Source organism: Alicyclobacillus macrosporangiidus CPP55, from assembly GCF_000702485.1.
Lineage (GTDB): Bacteria > Bacillota > Bacilli > Alicyclobacillales > Alicyclobacillaceae > Alicyclobacillus_H > Alicyclobacillus_H macrosporangiidus_B.
On record NZ_JNIL01000001.1, the window covers coordinates 626,114 to 640,994 of the forward strand.

Genomic DNA, 14,881 nt, shown 5'->3' on the forward strand with positions numbered 1-14,881 from the left:
GGCTTCAACCTGCGCTGTTTCCCACGGAATCCGCGGCACCGGCCGTCGTCTGGTCACCCGCGTACGCAGCGGCGGCCGTCATGATCGGCGCCGCCTTGTTTGCCGGAAGGGCCGCCAGCACTTGAGCGGACACATCACTGGGCATCAAGGCCACCACCTGTGCAGCTTCCGAGGCCGGTAAACTCTGCAGAAGACCGGCAGCTTGTCCCGGGTCCATGCCAGACAACCACTGGGCTTCTTTGGCTGCGCGATCGCGCGCGGTCGCCTGGGCCTGCACCTTGGCCTGCGCCTGCGTCAGCTGCTGCCTCAGGTTGGCCTCCGCCTGTCGCTCCGCCGTCAGCTGCTGCTGCAGGTTGTCAATGGTCTTGGCAGCCTCCTCCAGCTTCTGCTGCGCATCCGCCAAGGCCTGCTTTGTCTGCGCCAACGGTGTCTCCGTCATCGCCTTGGCGTCAGAGTGGGTGGCCCATCCCCGCAGCGTCTGCCACACGGGAACCCCTGCCAACTGCAAGGCCCCGCCGATCATGGCCACCGTCGCCAACGCCGGAATGACCACCACCATGCCGGCCCAGGCCAACATCCGCCCGACCGACCGGCGTTCCTGGCTCGCGGATGACCGGTTCTGCATCAGCCCCCGCGCCTCCAGGACCGCGCCACATGGTCATCCAGTTCCCGCTGCAGTCCCCGCATGCGCAGGGCGCGGTCCAGCTGAATCTCGGTCTCCAGCGCCAACTCCCACCGCTTGACCTCCCGGTGCGCATCCCGCACGCGTTGGCGATCCCGCTCCACCTGTGCCTCAGCCTCCGCCAATTTCGCGGTACCTTGGCGGGCCCGCTGCGTCAATGCTTGCACGTATTCATGCCACAGCTGCAGATCGGCGCCGGTCCGGCAGCCGTCTCGCCACCGGTACGCTTGCACCACCGCGTCCTGAGCTGCGGCCACCTCGTCCGACGCTGCGTCGCGGGCCCGCTCCGCCCGGACCAACGCCATCCCGGCCACGTGCTCCATGCCCTGCTTCAATTTGAGAAGCCGCCCGTACCGCCGTCTTCGATCGTTCATGCACTCACCCCCGCCAAGCGGTTCAGTTCTTCCACCGATTCCCCCAAGGTCGCTGGCTCGTCCGCGGATTGAGCGAGAAATTGGGCTACCTTTGGAAACATCGAGACCGCCACGTCTGCCTCCGCATCGGCGCCGCGCTGGTAGGCGCCGATGCGCAGAAGATCTTCCACCTCGCTGTACTTTTGCAGCCATGCTCGTACCTGTTGGGCGGCGGCCTTCTGACGCTCGTCCGCCAAGGCCGGAAACACCCGGCTCAAGCTCTGCAGCACGTCGATCGCCGGGAAGCGGCCCGCGTTGGCCAGTTGCCTGGACAAAACGATGTGCCCGTCGAGGATGCCTCGAACCGCGTCGGCGATGGGGTCGTTGAGGTCGTCTCCGTCGACCAACACCGTGTAAAACGCAGTGATGACCCCCCGTCTTGCCGTCCCCGCCCGCTCCAGCAGCCGGGGCAACATGGCCAACACCGACGGCGTGTATCCGCGGCTCGCAGGAGGCTCCCCGACCGCCAGCCCGATCTCGCGCTGCGCCATCGCAAACCGGGTCAGTGAGTCCATCATCAGGTTCACGGAACGGCCCTGATCGCGAAACCATTCCGCGATGGTGGTCGCCACGAACGCGGATTTCAGCCGAACGAGCGCCGGCTGGTCCGAGGTGGCCACCACGATCACGCTCTTGGACAGCCCTTCTTCACCGAGATCGCGCTCGATGAATTCGTTCACCTCCCGGCCGCGCTCCCCGATGAGGGCGATCACGTTGACGTCCGCCGACGTGTTGCGGGCGATCATCGACAACAGCGTGCTCTTGCCGACGCCGCTTCCGGCGAAAATCCCCATCCGCTGCCCTGCGCCCACCGTCAGCAGGCTGTCGATAGCGCGCACCCCCGTCTGCAGGGGGCGATCGATGCGCGGCCGTTGCAATGGATTCGGCGGCATGGCGTCGACGGGACGCCGAACCTCAGCGCGCAGCGGTCCCAATCCATCCAAAGGCTCCCCCAGCCCGTCAAGCACACGGCCCAGCAGCCCTTCTCCACACGGCGCGCAGAGCACCTCTCCCGTGGCCAGCACATCGGCGCCGGGCGCCATGGCCGAGACCTCCCCCATCGGCATCAACACCAGGCGTTCGTCGCGAAACCCGACCACCTCGGCAAGGCATTCCGCATCCCCGTCGGCGAACACCCGACAAAGCTCCCCGACGCGCGCCGGCGGACCGATGGATTCGACCGTCAGCCCGACCACTTTGGTCACGCGGCCATACAGCCGGTACAGCGGTTGGCTCGCCAAGATTCCTGCAAGTTCATCCGCCATCCGGTCCATCGCAGGTCCTCACCCCCTGCGCCAACACCCGCTCCAGCGCTGGCTGCAACAGCTCCAGTTTGGTCTCCAGCCGCGCGTCCACCCGGCCCCGATCCGACCGGATCTCGCACCCGCCGGGAGACACCTGCGGATCCGGGATGACCACCACATCCCACTCACCGAGCCTTCCCAGGCACCAACGGGGATGGGCCGCAATCGCGGCGTCGTACTCGCTCGGGTGAACGCGCACCTCCGCCCGCGTGCTCTCAGAAACCAATCCGAGCAATTCCCCCACCATCCGCTCCACGTCGGAGGGAGCGGCAACCAATTCGCGCCGGATCAGGCTGCGGATCGCTTCCATGCACACCGCGGTGAGCGAGCCGGGAAGGGACTGCCACCACCGTTCCCGTTCCGCCCCCATGGCCCTCAGGGCAGCGGCCCACGTGTCCTGCAATGCCCTGCGTTCGCGTTCGAGCTCTTCCGCCGCTTCGGCTCGTCCCTGCCTCAGCCCCTCGGCGTACCCGGCCGCCCGGGCTTCCTCCCACAGTCGATCCCGCTCCCGCATGGCATCGGACAAGACCGCCTCAGCCTCGGCGCGTGCCCGCGAAACGAGCTCGTCCGCCTCAGCTCGCGCAGCGGCCAGCAGACCTTCCTGTTCCGCACACCCGGTGGCGTCATCCATGGGCTCGCGGATGGCTGACTCTTTCTGGGCCGCGTGCGGTGCGGGCTCGGAGAGCGGGACAGACACCGGGATCACCGCCATCCCGGCGGTGTCGTCCGCGCTGGGCGTACACCACCACTTCATGACATTAGACAATGACATCGTCACCTCCACCCCGTGCGACGATGATCTCGCCCGTCTCCTCCAACCGCCGGATCACGCCGACGATGCGCTGCTGCGCATCCTCCACGTCCCGCAGCCGCACCGGCCCCATGTATTCCATCTCTTCTTTGAACATCTCCGCCATGCGCTTGGACATGTTGGCGAAGATGACCTCCTGCACCTGCTGCGGAGCGACCTTGAGCGCCAACTGCAGATCCTTTGGATCGACATCGCGGATGACCCGCTGGATGGACCGGTTGTCGAGCAGGACGATGTCGTCGAAGATGAACATCCGCTTCTTGATCTCGTCCGCCAACTCCGGATCTTCGACCTCCAGCTGTTCCAAGATGGCCTTTTCGGTACTGCGATCGACCCCGTTGAGGATTTTCACCACCGCGTCCACCCCGCCGGTGTACTGGCTTTCGATAGAGGCCATCATCGACAGCTTCGACTCCAATACCTGCTCGACTTCCGAGATCACGTCCGGAGAGGTCCCGTTCATCAGGGCGATCCGCCGGGCCACGTCCGCCTGCAGTTCGTGCGGCAGGGCGGAGAGCACCACGGCCGCCTGCTGCGGGTCCAGATAGGACAGCACCAGCGCCATGGTCTGCGGGTGCTCGTCCTGCAAAAAGCTCACCAACTGGCTCGGGTCAACCTTGCGCATGGAATGGAACGGACGCACCTGCAGGCTGGCCGTCAACTTCGCAAGCAACCGTTCCGCTTCCTCGGCGCCGAGCGCCTTCTCCAACACCTCCTTCGCGTAGTCGATCCCGCCGACTGAGATGTAATCTTTCGCCACGGCGATCTCGCGAAACTCGCGGACGACCTGCTCCCGCTGTTCGAGATCCACCTTGCGCAGATTGGCGATTTCCAGCGTGAGCTGTTCCACCTCTTCGCGGGTCAAATTCTGATACACCTTGGCGGCCACCTCGGGTCCCAGGCTGATCAGCAGGACCGCGGCCTTCTGTCTTCCGGTCAATCCGCGTTGTCTCGGCATCGGTCCAGCGTCCCCTCCCCTCAGTCATTGGCCAACCAGGTGCGCAGAAGCCCGGCGAACTCGGCCGGCTTTCGCTCCGCAAAGCGCAGGAGCTCTTCCTTCATCCGCTCGTCTTCCGATTTCGGCAGTTGGTCCAGTTCGGCGAGCGCCATCTGAGGCTCGAGCGCCACCGCCAGCTCGTCGGAACCGCGCCGGCGGCGGATCCACCACCAGCCCGCGAGCGCCAACGCCGCCGCGACGCCACCGGCGGCCGCCCATCGCATCCAGTCCTGCGTCCACCGGGCCGAAGGCGAAGACCCAGCCGGGCCGTGGAACGGCACCGTGACGACGCTGATGTCGTTATTGGCGGCGGTCCCCGCCTTCGCGCCGACCGCGTTCGTCACAAACGACCTGATCTGGTTGACCACCGCGGGCGTGATCGCGGCATCGTTCTGGTTCAGCATCACGGCCACCTGATATCCCTGCAGCTGAACCGGATCGTCGTTTTTCACCGTGTCCACGTAACTGTTGTCATAGGTGGTGGTGGTATCCGTCTCCGTCGACGAAGAGCTCCCGCTGCCCGCGGCGCTCCCTGCATAGGTCGGCAAATTCGGATTCGACGAAGCCTGCCCCGCAGGTCCGCCCGCACTGCCCGAGGTGGAATTGCTGCTCTTGCGCGTCACCTGCGTGCTGCTCGGCAGACCGGTGGTCTGTCCAGGCGCCGGCTGATAGGTGTGTGCCTTGGATTGGACCTGGTCGAACGTCACGTTCGCGTGGACCATCACAACCGCATTCCCAGGGCCGACGATCTGGTTGAGTCCGGCCGTCAATTGCTGTGTCAATGCCTGCTCCAACTGGCGCCGCAGAGCAATCTCCGCGGATGCCTGCGTGGTGGCCCCCGCCGCTGAGTTGGACGCCGGGCTGCTCAGCGCGACCCCGTTTTGATCCACCACGGTGACGTCGTCCGCCGACAGCCCCTTGACCGAATGGGCCACCAACTGCTGAATGCCCGCCACCTGCGCCGAAGACAGCTGCACCCCCGGCCCCAGCTGGAGGAACACCGAAGCCTTGGCCGTATCCGCAGGTTGTGAAACGAACAGCTGCGGATCCGGCATGACGATGTGCACCTGGGCGCTTGTAACCCCATTGATGCTCTCGATGGTCTGCGCCAGGCTCTGCTGCAGCACGTCCAACACCTGGACGTTGAATTGGTCCTGCGTCATCGCGAACGAACTCGGGATGGATGAATAGCCGATGTACCCGGACTGAGGCAGACCGGCCATCGCCAACTGGACTCGCGCCGTGTCCGCGTCCCTGGCGGGCACCAGCACCGACGAACCCTCCACCCGGTTCGGGATCTTCAAATCCTGCAATTTGCTCTGCACTTGCCCGAGCGACTTGTTGTCCAAACCGCTCATGATAGTGACATAGTTCGGGCGAAGGACGATCCACAACACCGTCGCCAGGCAGAGCACCCCGGCCGCCGCCGCGATGGCCAGATTCCGCCGCCGCGCCGGCGCCATACCGCCCCACCACTGGGTGATGCGAGACCACCCGAGCCGAAGCCTGTCGTTCACACCCATCACCCGTACCCGCAGGCGTTACCGGAAACCGCGTCGACGGCCCCGTCAAACCTGCATGTTCATCACACTCTGATACGCATTGACGACCCGATCCCGAACCTGAACCACCAAATTGAGCGCGAGGGTGGCCTGTTGTTCCGCGATCATCAATTGATCGATCGTCACGGGGCCGCCCGCCGCGTACGAAGCGGCCGTCTGGTCCGCGGCCGTCAGGGCCTGATTGGCCGCGTCGAGCGCCTTGGCCAAGGCGCCGGCAAACCCCGTCCCGGCCTCTCCATTGCCGTCCGCCGCTTCGGCGGATGACGCCGCCGCTCCCGCGACGTTGCCCCCAACCACCGGGTTGACAAGCATGTCCTTCGCCCCCTATGTCGAGATGCACCGAACCCACAGCCAGGTGAGATTGGGCCAGGTGATCACTTGCCGATGGACAGCGCATCCATCTGCATCTGCTTTCCTGCGTTGAACGCTGTCACGTTCGCCTCGTATGCTCGCGCGGCCGCCACCATGTCGACCATCTCGGTGGAGATGTCCACGTTCGGCATCTGCACGTACCCGTTCACGGCGTCCGGGTTGGACGGGTCGTACACGACCGGAAACGGGCTCGGATCCGTCACCACCCCGGCCACGCGAACTCCAGCGCCGGCGACCGGCTCCCCCGCTCCCGCGGATGCACCGGCCAACACTTCCGCAAAGGTGGGCGCGTTCACCGGTTCCAGTTCCACCACCCGGCGCCGGTAGGGCCCGCCTTCCGGCGTGCGCGTGGTCTGGGCATTCGCGATGTTGCTGGCGATGACATCCATCCGCAGGCGCTGCGCCGTCAACCCGGAGGCGCTGATGCCCAGGCTGTCGATCCATCCAGCCATTTCTCATCCCCCCGTCAGCCTTCAATGGCGGTTTTCAGCCGGTCGAGCCGCATCCGCACGTCTTCCACCAACGTGTTGTAGCGGATCTGGTTCTGCGCCAATTTGGCCATCTCGGCGTCGATATCGACGTTGTTTCCGTTGTTGTCCACCACGCTCGCCCGGTCTGTCACCACTTGCGGTGACACCTGCAACGCTGCGGTCCAGGCCGCTGCAGACGGGGTACCCACGCCTTCGCGGCCTGGGTCCGCCCCGAGCACGGACTGCAGGAAGTCTTCAAACACCACATCCTGGCGTTGAAACCCTGGAGTGTCGACGTTGGCAATGTTGTTGGCGTACACCTGCTGGCGGAGCTGCGCGGCATTGAGCCCGTTTTGCAGCAACTGGAACACGACCCCGTCCAGATTCACCCGCCGCACCCCTTCCAAATTGGTGATGTCCTCCACTCGTCGGGCATGTATTTCGTCGCGTTCAGACAAAATCCTGCAATGACCGACAGCTGGATTCGACCGTCTTCGACAGTCAGGAACGCCAGAAGCAAAAAAAGCCGCGCACCCAATCGGAATGCGCGGTCTCGTGCTCTCCCGCTGCCCTGTGCTCCCGCGTTCGGGAAAACGCCACTTGCACGGGCGGTGTCAGAGGATGAATTGGCTGAGGTCCCGGTTCACCACGATCGACTGCAGCTTCTCGTCCACGTACGCCGGCGTGATCACCACTTCATCCAGGTGCACCTCCGGCGCCTCGAAGGACAGGTCCTCCAACACTTTCTCCACAAGCGTGTGCAGACGTCTCGCCCCGATGTCTTCGGTATTGCGGTTCACCTGCACCGCCATCTCGGCGATGCGCCGGATCGCCTCGTCGGTGAAGCGCACCCGGACCCCTTCCGTCTCCAACAGCGCCGTGTATTGCTTGAGCAACGCGTGCTGGGGTTCGCGCAGAATGCGTTCAAAATCCTCCGTCGTCAGGCTCTCCAACTCCACGCGAATCGGAAACCGTCCCTGCAGTTCCGGAATCAGGTCGGACGGCTTCGCCACGTGAAAGGCGCCCGCCCCGATGAACAGAATGTGGTCGGTCCGGACGGGTCCGTATTTGGTCACGACGGTGGTGCCCTCCACAATCGGCAGGATGTCGCGCTGCACGCCTTCCCGAGACACGTCCGGACCCCGGAATTCGCGGCCCGCGATCTTATCCATCTCGTCGATGAAGATGATCCCGTGGTTTTCCACCCGATAGATGGCCTCCGCGGTCACCGCGTCCATGTCGATGAGCTTCTGCGCCTCCTCCTGCGTGAGCACCTTGCGCGCCTCGCGGACGGTCATCTTCCGGCGTTTCATCTGCTTCGGCAGGAGATTCCCCAGGGCCTCCTGCAGATTGCCCATCCCTTCCGGGCCGACGCCGGGCAAAAATCCCAGCATCCCGGTCGTCTGCTCCTCCACTTCAATCTCCACCAGGCGGTCTTCCAATTCGCCCATGGCCAATTGCTTGGCCACCCGTCGCCGCTCCGCCAGGATGGATTCGGACGGGGTGTCGGACGCCTGTTGCATGCCGCCTCCGAACAACATCTCGAACGGGTTTTTCACACCGCGCCGGCCATTGGGATCCGGAACCAAGGCGGCGACGATGCGCTCCTCCGCGTGTTCGGTGGCCTGCGCGCGAACCCGTTCGCTGTGTTCCGCCTTCACCATCCGGATGCCCGTCTCCACCAAGTCGCGCACCATGGACTCCACGTCGCGCCCCACGTAGCCGACTTCCGTGAACTTGGTGGCCTCCACCTTGATGAACGGCGCTCCGACCAACTTACTCAACCGCCGTGCGATCTCGGTCTTCCCGACGCCGGTCGGACCGATCATCAGGATGTTCTTCGGGGTGACCTCCTCCTGCAACTCCGGCGACAGACGGGCGCGCCGCATCCGATTGCGCAGCGCGATCGCCACCGCCCGCTTGGCGGCCTTCTGCCCGACGATGTATTTGTCCAGCTCTTCGACGATTTGTCGAGGTGTCAAATCCGTTTTCGCCATCCGCCACACCCCTCCTCATTTCCGGCATGCTGGTGTTCACAGCGTCTCGACGATGATCCGGTCGTTCGTGTAGACGCAGATCTCTGACGCGATGGCCAAGGCCTCCCCGGCGATCTCGGCCGGGGACAGGTGGCTGTGCCTCGCCAGGGCCCGCCCGGCCGCCAACGCGTAGGGCCCTCCGGAACCGATGGCGCACACCCCGTCGTCCGGTTCAATCACCTCGCCGCCCCCGGAGACGATGAACAGATGTTCGCGGTTCATCACCAAGAGCATCGCCTCCAACTTGTGCAGCACCTTGTCCGAACGCCACTCCTTGGCCAATTCCACTGCGGCGCGCTGAATGTCCCCATGAAACTCGTCCAAGCGGTGTTCGAATTTCTCAAAGAGGGTAAAGGCGTCCGCCACGGAACCGGCGAAGCCCGCGATCACCTGGCCCCGGTACAACCGCCGCACCTTGCGGGCCCCCTGTTTCATGATCATCGTGTTCCCGAACGTCACCTGCCCGTCCCCCGCCATGGCACCTTGGCCGTCGCGGAGGATGGCAAATATTGTCGTCGCGTGGATGTCCATTCGGCTCCCCCTCGCCAGCCCGCCCGCCCTCAGGCGCGCGGGTGGGTTCGTTCGTATATGCGGACCAACCGTTCACGTGAAGTGTGCGTGTAAATCTGGGTAGACGAGAGGCTGGCGTGACCCAACAGATCTTGTACGACGCGCAGATCCGCCCCGCCGTCGAGCAGGTGGGTGGCGAAACTGTGCCGGACCGCATGCGGGCCAATGGGAGCTAGGCCCGGCACAGCCTGGATGCGGGCGATGAGCACGCGGCGGACGCTGCGATCGGTCAGACGGCGTCCGAATCGGTTGACAAACAGCGCCGGGTCGTCCCAGCCCATCTCCCTCCGCTTCGCCAGGTACGCACGGAGGGCCCGAGCTGCCGCCTCACCGAAGAGCACGTACCGCTCTTTACCCCCCTTGCCCATCACCAGCGCAATGCCTTCCTCTAAGTCTACGTCGCGGATGTCGAGCTGAACACACTCCGACACGCGCACGCCGGTGGCATACAAAAACTCCAACAATGCCCGGTCGCGCAGGCTCTGCCAATCGTCGCCGCGGATGGAGTCGAGCAGCGCCTTCATTTCCTCCTGATAGTAAAACTGGGGCACGCGTTTTTCCAACTTTGGCGCGATCACGATCTGAGCGGGATTGTGAGCGATCTGACCGGTGCGGACCAGATGGCGAAAGAATGTCCGCAGGCATGACAGGCGCCGCGCCACGGACCGCTTCGCCAGTCCTCGGCGCAGCTCGGAGGCGAGAAACGCGCGGACGTGCGCAGCGTCCACCTGACGCCAGTCCGCCACGCCGCGCTCCGCTAAAAAGGTCGCGAGCTGGCCGAGATCTCCTGCGTACGCCTCGAGGGTGTACCTAGACCCGCCGCGCCCGGCCCGCCGCTGCTCAAGAAATTCCTCGATGGCAGGCGACAGCGCTGCGACGCGCGCCGCCACGTCCTGGGGAAGCGCATCCGTATTCACGACGCCGTCACCGCCAAAAACGCTTCCAGGTCGTGCAGGGCGCGCTCCGCCATCCGCTGCGCCCGCTCCTTCTTATCCCGCACGCGCTCCGAGAGCGGCGGAAACAGCCCGAAAGTCGCATTCATCGGCTGAAAATTGTCCGGATCCGCATGGGTGATGTAGTGCGCCAAGCTTCCGATGGCCGTGGTTGGCGGCATGACCACCGGATCCAGCCCTCGTGCCAACCGTCCGGCGTTGATCCCGGCGACCAACCCCGCAGCCGCCGACTCGACGTATCCTTCCACGCCTGTGATCTGGCCGGCAAAAAACAAGGTGTCCCGTGTGCGCGCTTGGTACGTGGGTCGAAGTGCCGTCGGGCTGTTGATATAGGTGTTGCGGTGCATCACGCCGTAGCGGACGAATTCGGCCTCCTCCAAACCCGGGATCATGCGGAACACCCGTTTTTGTTCGCCCCACTTCAGATGCGTCTGAAACCCCACCAGATTGAACAGCGTCGCCGCAGCGTTGTCCTGGCGCAACTGAACCACCGCAAACGGACGCCGCCCGGTCCGGGGATCCACCAACCCCACCGGCTTCATGGGGCCGAACAACAACGTCTTTTTCCCGCGCTTGGCCATCACCTCGACCGGCATGCAGCCCTCAAAATACTTCTCCTCCTCGAAATCGTGCAGCGGGGCCGTCTCGGCCGAGACGAGCGCCTCATAAAACCGGTCGAACTCCTCCTCGGTCATCGGGCAGTTGAGATACGCCGCGTCCCCCTTGCCATAGCGGGAGGCCAGAAAGACTTTGTCCATGTCGATGGATTCCCGCAGTACGATGGGGGCCGCTGCGTCGTAAAAATACAGGTATTCGCCTCCGACCACCCGCCGGATGGACTCGGACAGCGATGGGGAGGTGAGCGGACCGGTGGCGACGATCACGATGCCGTCGGCGGGGACCTCCGGCACCTCCTCTCGCACCACCTCCACCAAGGGATGCGAGACCAGAGCCTCGGTCACTGCGCCGGAGAACCCATCGCGATCGACCGCCAGCGCGCCGCCGGCCGGAACCGCGTGCGCATCGGCCGCGCGCAGGATCAAGGAATCCAATCGGCGCATTTCTTCCTTCAACAGGCCGACGGCGTTGGTGATGGCCGCAGCCCTCAGGGAGTTCGTGCACACGAGCTCAGCGAATCGATCCGTGTGGTGCGCCGGAGTGGATCGGTTCGGCCGCATCTCGTACAGGCGCACGCGCACCCCCTGGCGCGCCACCTGCCAAGCCGCCTCCGACCCGGCCAAGCCGGCACCGATCACGATGACCATCGGCATCCCTCCTTCGGCGTTCGGGCGCCGCAGGGACGTTCTCTCCCGCGGCGCCCGCTTTCAAGTCGATTTCCTTCCGTGATTACGCCCCGATTCACCGACAGGTACCGGTTCCGGATGGCCCGCCTCGTTGCTGCACACCACGAGCACCTGCCCCTTGGTCCGCTTCTCCACCATGGGATGGCGGCAAACAGGGCACAGGGCGCCCGTGGGTTTGTTCCAGAGCACGTACTCGCACGCCGGATATCCTTCACACCCGTAGAAGGTCTTGCGTTTGCCCCGCCGTTCCACCAGCTGCCGTCCGCACTTCGGGCACGGGACGCCCGCCGTCTTGAGGATGGGTTTCGTATTGCGGCACTCCGGAAAACCGGGGCAGGCGAGAAATTTCCCGTACCGTCCGTGTTTGTACACCATCATCCGGCCGCATTTCTCGCACTGAACATCCGACACCTCATCCGCGATGTGGATGTGCTCCAAATTCTTCTCCGCACGCTCCAGGTCCTGTTCCAGTTGCCGATAGAAGGATTGAAGGATGCTGACCCAGTCGGCTTTGCCTTCCTCGACGCTATCCAGATCCTTCTCCATCTGCGCCGTGAAATCGACGTCAATCAGATGTTGGAAGTTCTGCACCAACAGGTCGACGACAATTTCGCCAAGTTCCGTCGGCACAAATCGCTTTTGCTCGAGGACCACGTACCCCCGTTTCAGAATGGTCTCCATCGTAGGTGCGTACGTGCTCGGACGGCCGATGCCGAGCTCCTCCATCGCCTTCACGAGGCTCGATTCGCTGTATCGCGGCGGCGGCTGTGTGAAGTGTTGCTCCGGGCGCAGGTCTGGAGCAGGCAGAGTCTCCCCCTCTTCGACAGGCGGCAGGATCTTCCCCTGCTCGTCGTCCGAAGGCCCGTCGTCGCTTCCTTCCGTGTACAGGGCCATGAACCCCGGGAACTTGATGACCGAACCGGTGGCGCGAAACCAAGCCCCTGCCGCCGACACGTCTACCGTCGTCGTGTCGAGCACCGCCTGGCTCATCTGGCTCGCGACGAACCGCTCCCAGATCAATTTGTAGAGACGGTACTGATCTTTGGTCAGAAACGGTTGCAGACTGTCCGGTTCGCGCTGCACGGAGGTCGGCCGGATGGCCTCATGGGCATCCTGGGCATTCCCCTTGGCAGCATATTGGCGAGCGGATTCCGGCACGTAGGATTTTCCGTATCGGGCCTCGATGTACGATCGCGCTTCCCGCTGGGCGACCTCGGACACCCGCGTGGAATCGGTGCGCATGTAGGTGATCAGGCCGACCGCCCCTTCGCTGCCGATGTCGAGACCTTCATACAGCTGCTGGGCCACGGACATGGTGCGCGACGCGCGGAAACCGAGCTTTCGCGCAGCCTCCTGCTGCAAGCTGCTTGTGGTGAAAGGCGGGCTCGGATTTCGCCTCCGCTCTGACTTTTTCACCCGCTCGACGGTGAACGCCTGCCCTTCGACCCGGGCCAACAGGGCGTCTACCGCCTCTCGGTTGGGCAGCGGCGTCTTCTCGTCGTCGTATCCGTAAAAACGGGCGACGAGCTTCCCGGCGGGGAGCCTGAACTCCGCGTCCACCGTCCAGTATTCCTCCGGTTGAAACGCTCGGATTTCCCGTTCCCTGTCGACCACGAGGCGAACGGCGACCGATTGCACACGGCCCGCCGAAAGCCCCTTTTTGACCTTGCGCCACAACAACGGGCTCAGCCGGTAACCGACCAGTCGGTCCAGGATGCGCCGCGTCTGCTGCGCGTGGATGAGGTTGAAGTTCAACTTTCGCGGGTGAGAAAACGCCTCTTTGACGGCGTCCTTTGTGATCTCGTGAAACACCACACGGCAAGGCTCGTCTTGGTCGAGGCCCAGGAGCGACGCCAGATGCCAGGCGATGGCTTCCCCCTCGCGGTCCGGGTCCGCCGCGAGAAATACTTGCTTGGCCTTTTTGCGCGCGTCCCGCAGACTCTTGATGATCTCGCCCTTGCCGCGGATCGTGATGTAATGCGGCTCGAAGTTGTGCTCAACGTCCACACCCAGTTGGCTCTTGGGCAGATCCCGCACATGCCCCATGGACGCTTTGACCGTGTACCGCTTGCCGAGGTACTTCGCGATGGTCTTGGCCTTCGCAGGCGACTCGACAATCACCAAATAATCCGCCAACGTGTTACCTCCCTCGGTTCCCGACAGCCGATAGGCGGCGACCGCCCGTGCAGGCGCGATCCGGGTGGGGACCCCGCACAGTTCTATCCATATTATCACCGGGCCTGCTTCATTTGCAAACGACACCTGCCGGCCAACGGCCACCCCTCCTACGTAGGGTGCACCCGCCGGTACCCTCCACCGGGCCGCTTTTCCACCACCCCTGCTAGCTCGAGCTCCAAAAGGCCTGCGTAGACTTGCGCAAGGGGCATCTGCAACCATTCCGCCAGGGCGGCCGGACTCGCACCTTCTGCCAATGCCTCATACAACGGCCGCCAGCGTTCCGGAACCGACGCGGGGACCGCGGCTTGTTTCGGTTCCCCTCCCAATTCTCGGACGAGATCCAGCGGATCGATCAGCGGCTGCGCCCCTTGCTGCAGCAGCCGATTGGACCCCCGGAACAGTTGGGAGGTGATGGGGCCGGGTACCACGTACACGTCGCGCCCCAGCTCGAGCGCCAAGTCGACGGTGACGAGGGCGCCGCTGCGCTCTCCGGCCTGGATCACGACGACCGCTTCCGACAGGGCGGCGATGATGCGGTTTCGCTCGGGAAAGTGGTGTCTCGCGACGGGCATCCCGGGCGGATACTCGCTGATCACGATACCAGAGGCCACCACCTGTTCATAGAGACGTTGGTGTTGGGCCGGATAACACACGTCCACCCCACACCCGAGCACCGCGGTGGTACGGCCCGCCGCCAGCGCCGCCCGATGGGCCTGCCCGTCGATCCCGAGGGCCAACCCAGATACCACGTTCCAACCCGCTCCTGCCAGGGTCTCCGCCACCCACTGGGCCGCTTCGAGGGCGTACGCCGTCGCCTTGCGCGTTCCGATGACGCTGATGGACCGCGGCCACGGATCCGGGATGTCACCCTTGCTAAACAGCACCCGCGGGGGAACGGCCAGGTCGTACAGAGGCCTCGGATACCCTGGGTCCCCCTGTACCAGGCATCGGATCCCGCGCCGCGCAAGCAGTGTTTCCACATCCTGCCCTCGGGTCCGTGCCAGCCATTCGCACACCGCCGACGCGGTGGGGGATCGGACGAAGCCGGCGGAACGCACCTTATCCGGCCCCGCCTCCACCACCTGCAGTGCCCCGCCGAACCCGTCCGCCAGGCGGCGCAAGCTCGATGGTTCCAGGCGCGGGCAGGCGGCTAATGTGATCCAAGCGGTGCGCTCGTCCATTCGCATGGCGCCTCCTCGTCCTCCATTGTCGGCGGGATCGTATCCAAA

At 64.6% G+C, this 14,881-nt stretch carries 15 protein-coding genes; all 15 read right to left on the bottom strand.

Going from position 1 to position 14,881, the window contains the following annotated elements:
• Nucleotides 1–4: 4 nt before the first annotated feature.
• Nucleotides 5–625 (bottom strand): magnesium transporter MgtE N-terminal domain-containing protein, encoded by a 621-nt coding sequence (locus N687_RS0103330; protein WP_029420503.1) that lies wholly within the window; start codon nt 623–625, stop codon nt 5–7.
• Nucleotides 625–1,056 (bottom strand): hypothetical protein, encoded by a 432-nt coding sequence (locus tag N687_RS23665; RefSeq protein WP_029420504.1) that lies wholly within the window; start codon nt 1,054–1,056, stop codon nt 625–627. The genes N687_RS0103330 and N687_RS23665 overlap by 1 nt, the downstream gene beginning before the upstream one ends.
• On the bottom strand, nt 1,053–2,369 hold the full coding sequence (locus N687_RS0103340; protein WP_051662909.1) for a FliI/YscN family ATPase: 1,317 nt from the start codon (nt 2,367–2,369) through the stop codon (nt 1,053–1,055). Before N687_RS0103340 ends, N687_RS23665 begins: the two co-directional genes overlap by 4 nt.
• The gene (locus tag N687_RS0103345) at nt 2,350–3,171 is read right to left on the bottom strand and encodes a FliH/SctL family protein (RefSeq protein ID WP_156040018.1); all 822 of its coding nucleotides are present in this window, start codon (nt 3,169–3,171) and stop codon (nt 2,350–2,352) included. The genes N687_RS0103340 and N687_RS0103345 overlap by 20 nt, the downstream gene beginning before the upstream one ends.
• Nucleotides 3,158–4,168 (bottom strand): flagellar motor switch protein FliG, encoded by a 1,011-nt coding sequence (gene fliG, locus N687_RS0103350; protein ID WP_029420507.1) that lies wholly within the window; start codon nt 4,166–4,168, stop codon nt 3,158–3,160. The genes N687_RS0103345 and fliG overlap by 14 nt, the downstream gene beginning before the upstream one ends.
• Before the next feature lie 20 nt (nt 4,169–4,188).
• On the bottom strand, nt 4,189–5,724 hold the full coding sequence (gene fliF / locus N687_RS0103355; protein WP_029420508.1) for a flagellar basal-body MS-ring/collar protein FliF: 1,536 nt from the start codon (nt 5,722–5,724) through the stop codon (nt 4,189–4,191).
• A 51-nt stretch (nt 5,725–5,775) separates the two neighbouring features.
• Nucleotides 5,776–6,081: a flagellar hook-basal body complex protein FliE gene (fliE, locus tag N687_RS0103360; protein ID WP_029420509.1), complete on the bottom strand. Its 306-nt coding sequence runs from the start codon at nt 6,079–6,081 to the stop codon at nt 5,776–5,778.
• Between the two features lie 62 nt (nt 6,082–6,143).
• Nucleotides 6,144–6,593 (bottom strand): flagellar basal body rod protein FlgC, encoded by a 450-nt coding sequence (gene flgC / locus N687_RS0103365; RefSeq protein ID WP_029420510.1) that lies wholly within the window; start codon nt 6,591–6,593, stop codon nt 6,144–6,146.
• Nucleotides 6,594–6,607: 14 nt separating this feature from the next.
• The gene (gene flgB / locus N687_RS0103370; protein WP_035462763.1) at nt 6,608–7,000 is read right to left on the bottom strand and encodes a flagellar basal body rod protein FlgB; all 393 of its coding nucleotides are present in this window, start codon (nt 6,998–7,000) and stop codon (nt 6,608–6,610) included.
• Between the two features lie 225 nt (nt 7,001–7,225).
• Nucleotides 7,226–8,608, bottom strand: a complete 1,383-nt coding sequence (gene hslU / locus N687_RS0103375; RefSeq protein ID WP_029420512.1) for an ATP-dependent protease ATPase subunit HslU — start codon at nt 8,606–8,608, stop codon at nt 7,226–7,228.
• A gap of 36 nt (nt 8,609–8,644) precedes the next feature.
• Nucleotides 8,645–9,178 carry an ATP-dependent protease subunit HslV gene (gene hslV, locus N687_RS0103380; RefSeq protein ID WP_029420513.1) on the bottom strand — a complete coding sequence of 178 codons (534 nt, stop codon included), beginning with the start codon at nt 9,176–9,178 and terminating at the stop codon, nt 8,645–8,647.
• 29 nt (nt 9,179–9,207) lie between these two features.
• A complete protein-coding gene (locus N687_RS0103385; RefSeq protein WP_231493384.1) occupies nt 9,208–10,134 on the bottom strand; it encodes a tyrosine recombinase XerC in 927 nt (308 codons plus the stop codon).
• Nucleotides 10,131–11,441, bottom strand: a complete 1,311-nt coding sequence (trmFO, locus tag N687_RS0103390) for an FADH(2)-oxidizing methylenetetrahydrofolate--tRNA-(uracil(54)-C(5))-methyltransferase TrmFO (RefSeq protein ID WP_029420515.1) — start codon at nt 11,439–11,441, stop codon at nt 10,131–10,133. Before trmFO ends, N687_RS0103385 begins: the two co-directional genes overlap by 4 nt.
• A gap of 54 nt (nt 11,442–11,495) precedes the next feature.
• Nucleotides 11,496–13,610, bottom strand: a complete 2,115-nt coding sequence (gene topA, locus N687_RS0103395; RefSeq protein WP_029420516.1) for a type I DNA topoisomerase — start codon at nt 13,608–13,610, stop codon at nt 11,496–11,498.
• Between the two features lie 149 nt (nt 13,611–13,759).
• Entirely contained in the window at nt 13,760–14,833 is a 1,074-nt protein-coding gene (gene dprA / locus N687_RS0103400) for a DNA-processing protein DprA (protein WP_029420517.1), read from the bottom strand.
• Nucleotides 14,834–14,881 lie beyond the last annotated feature (48 nt).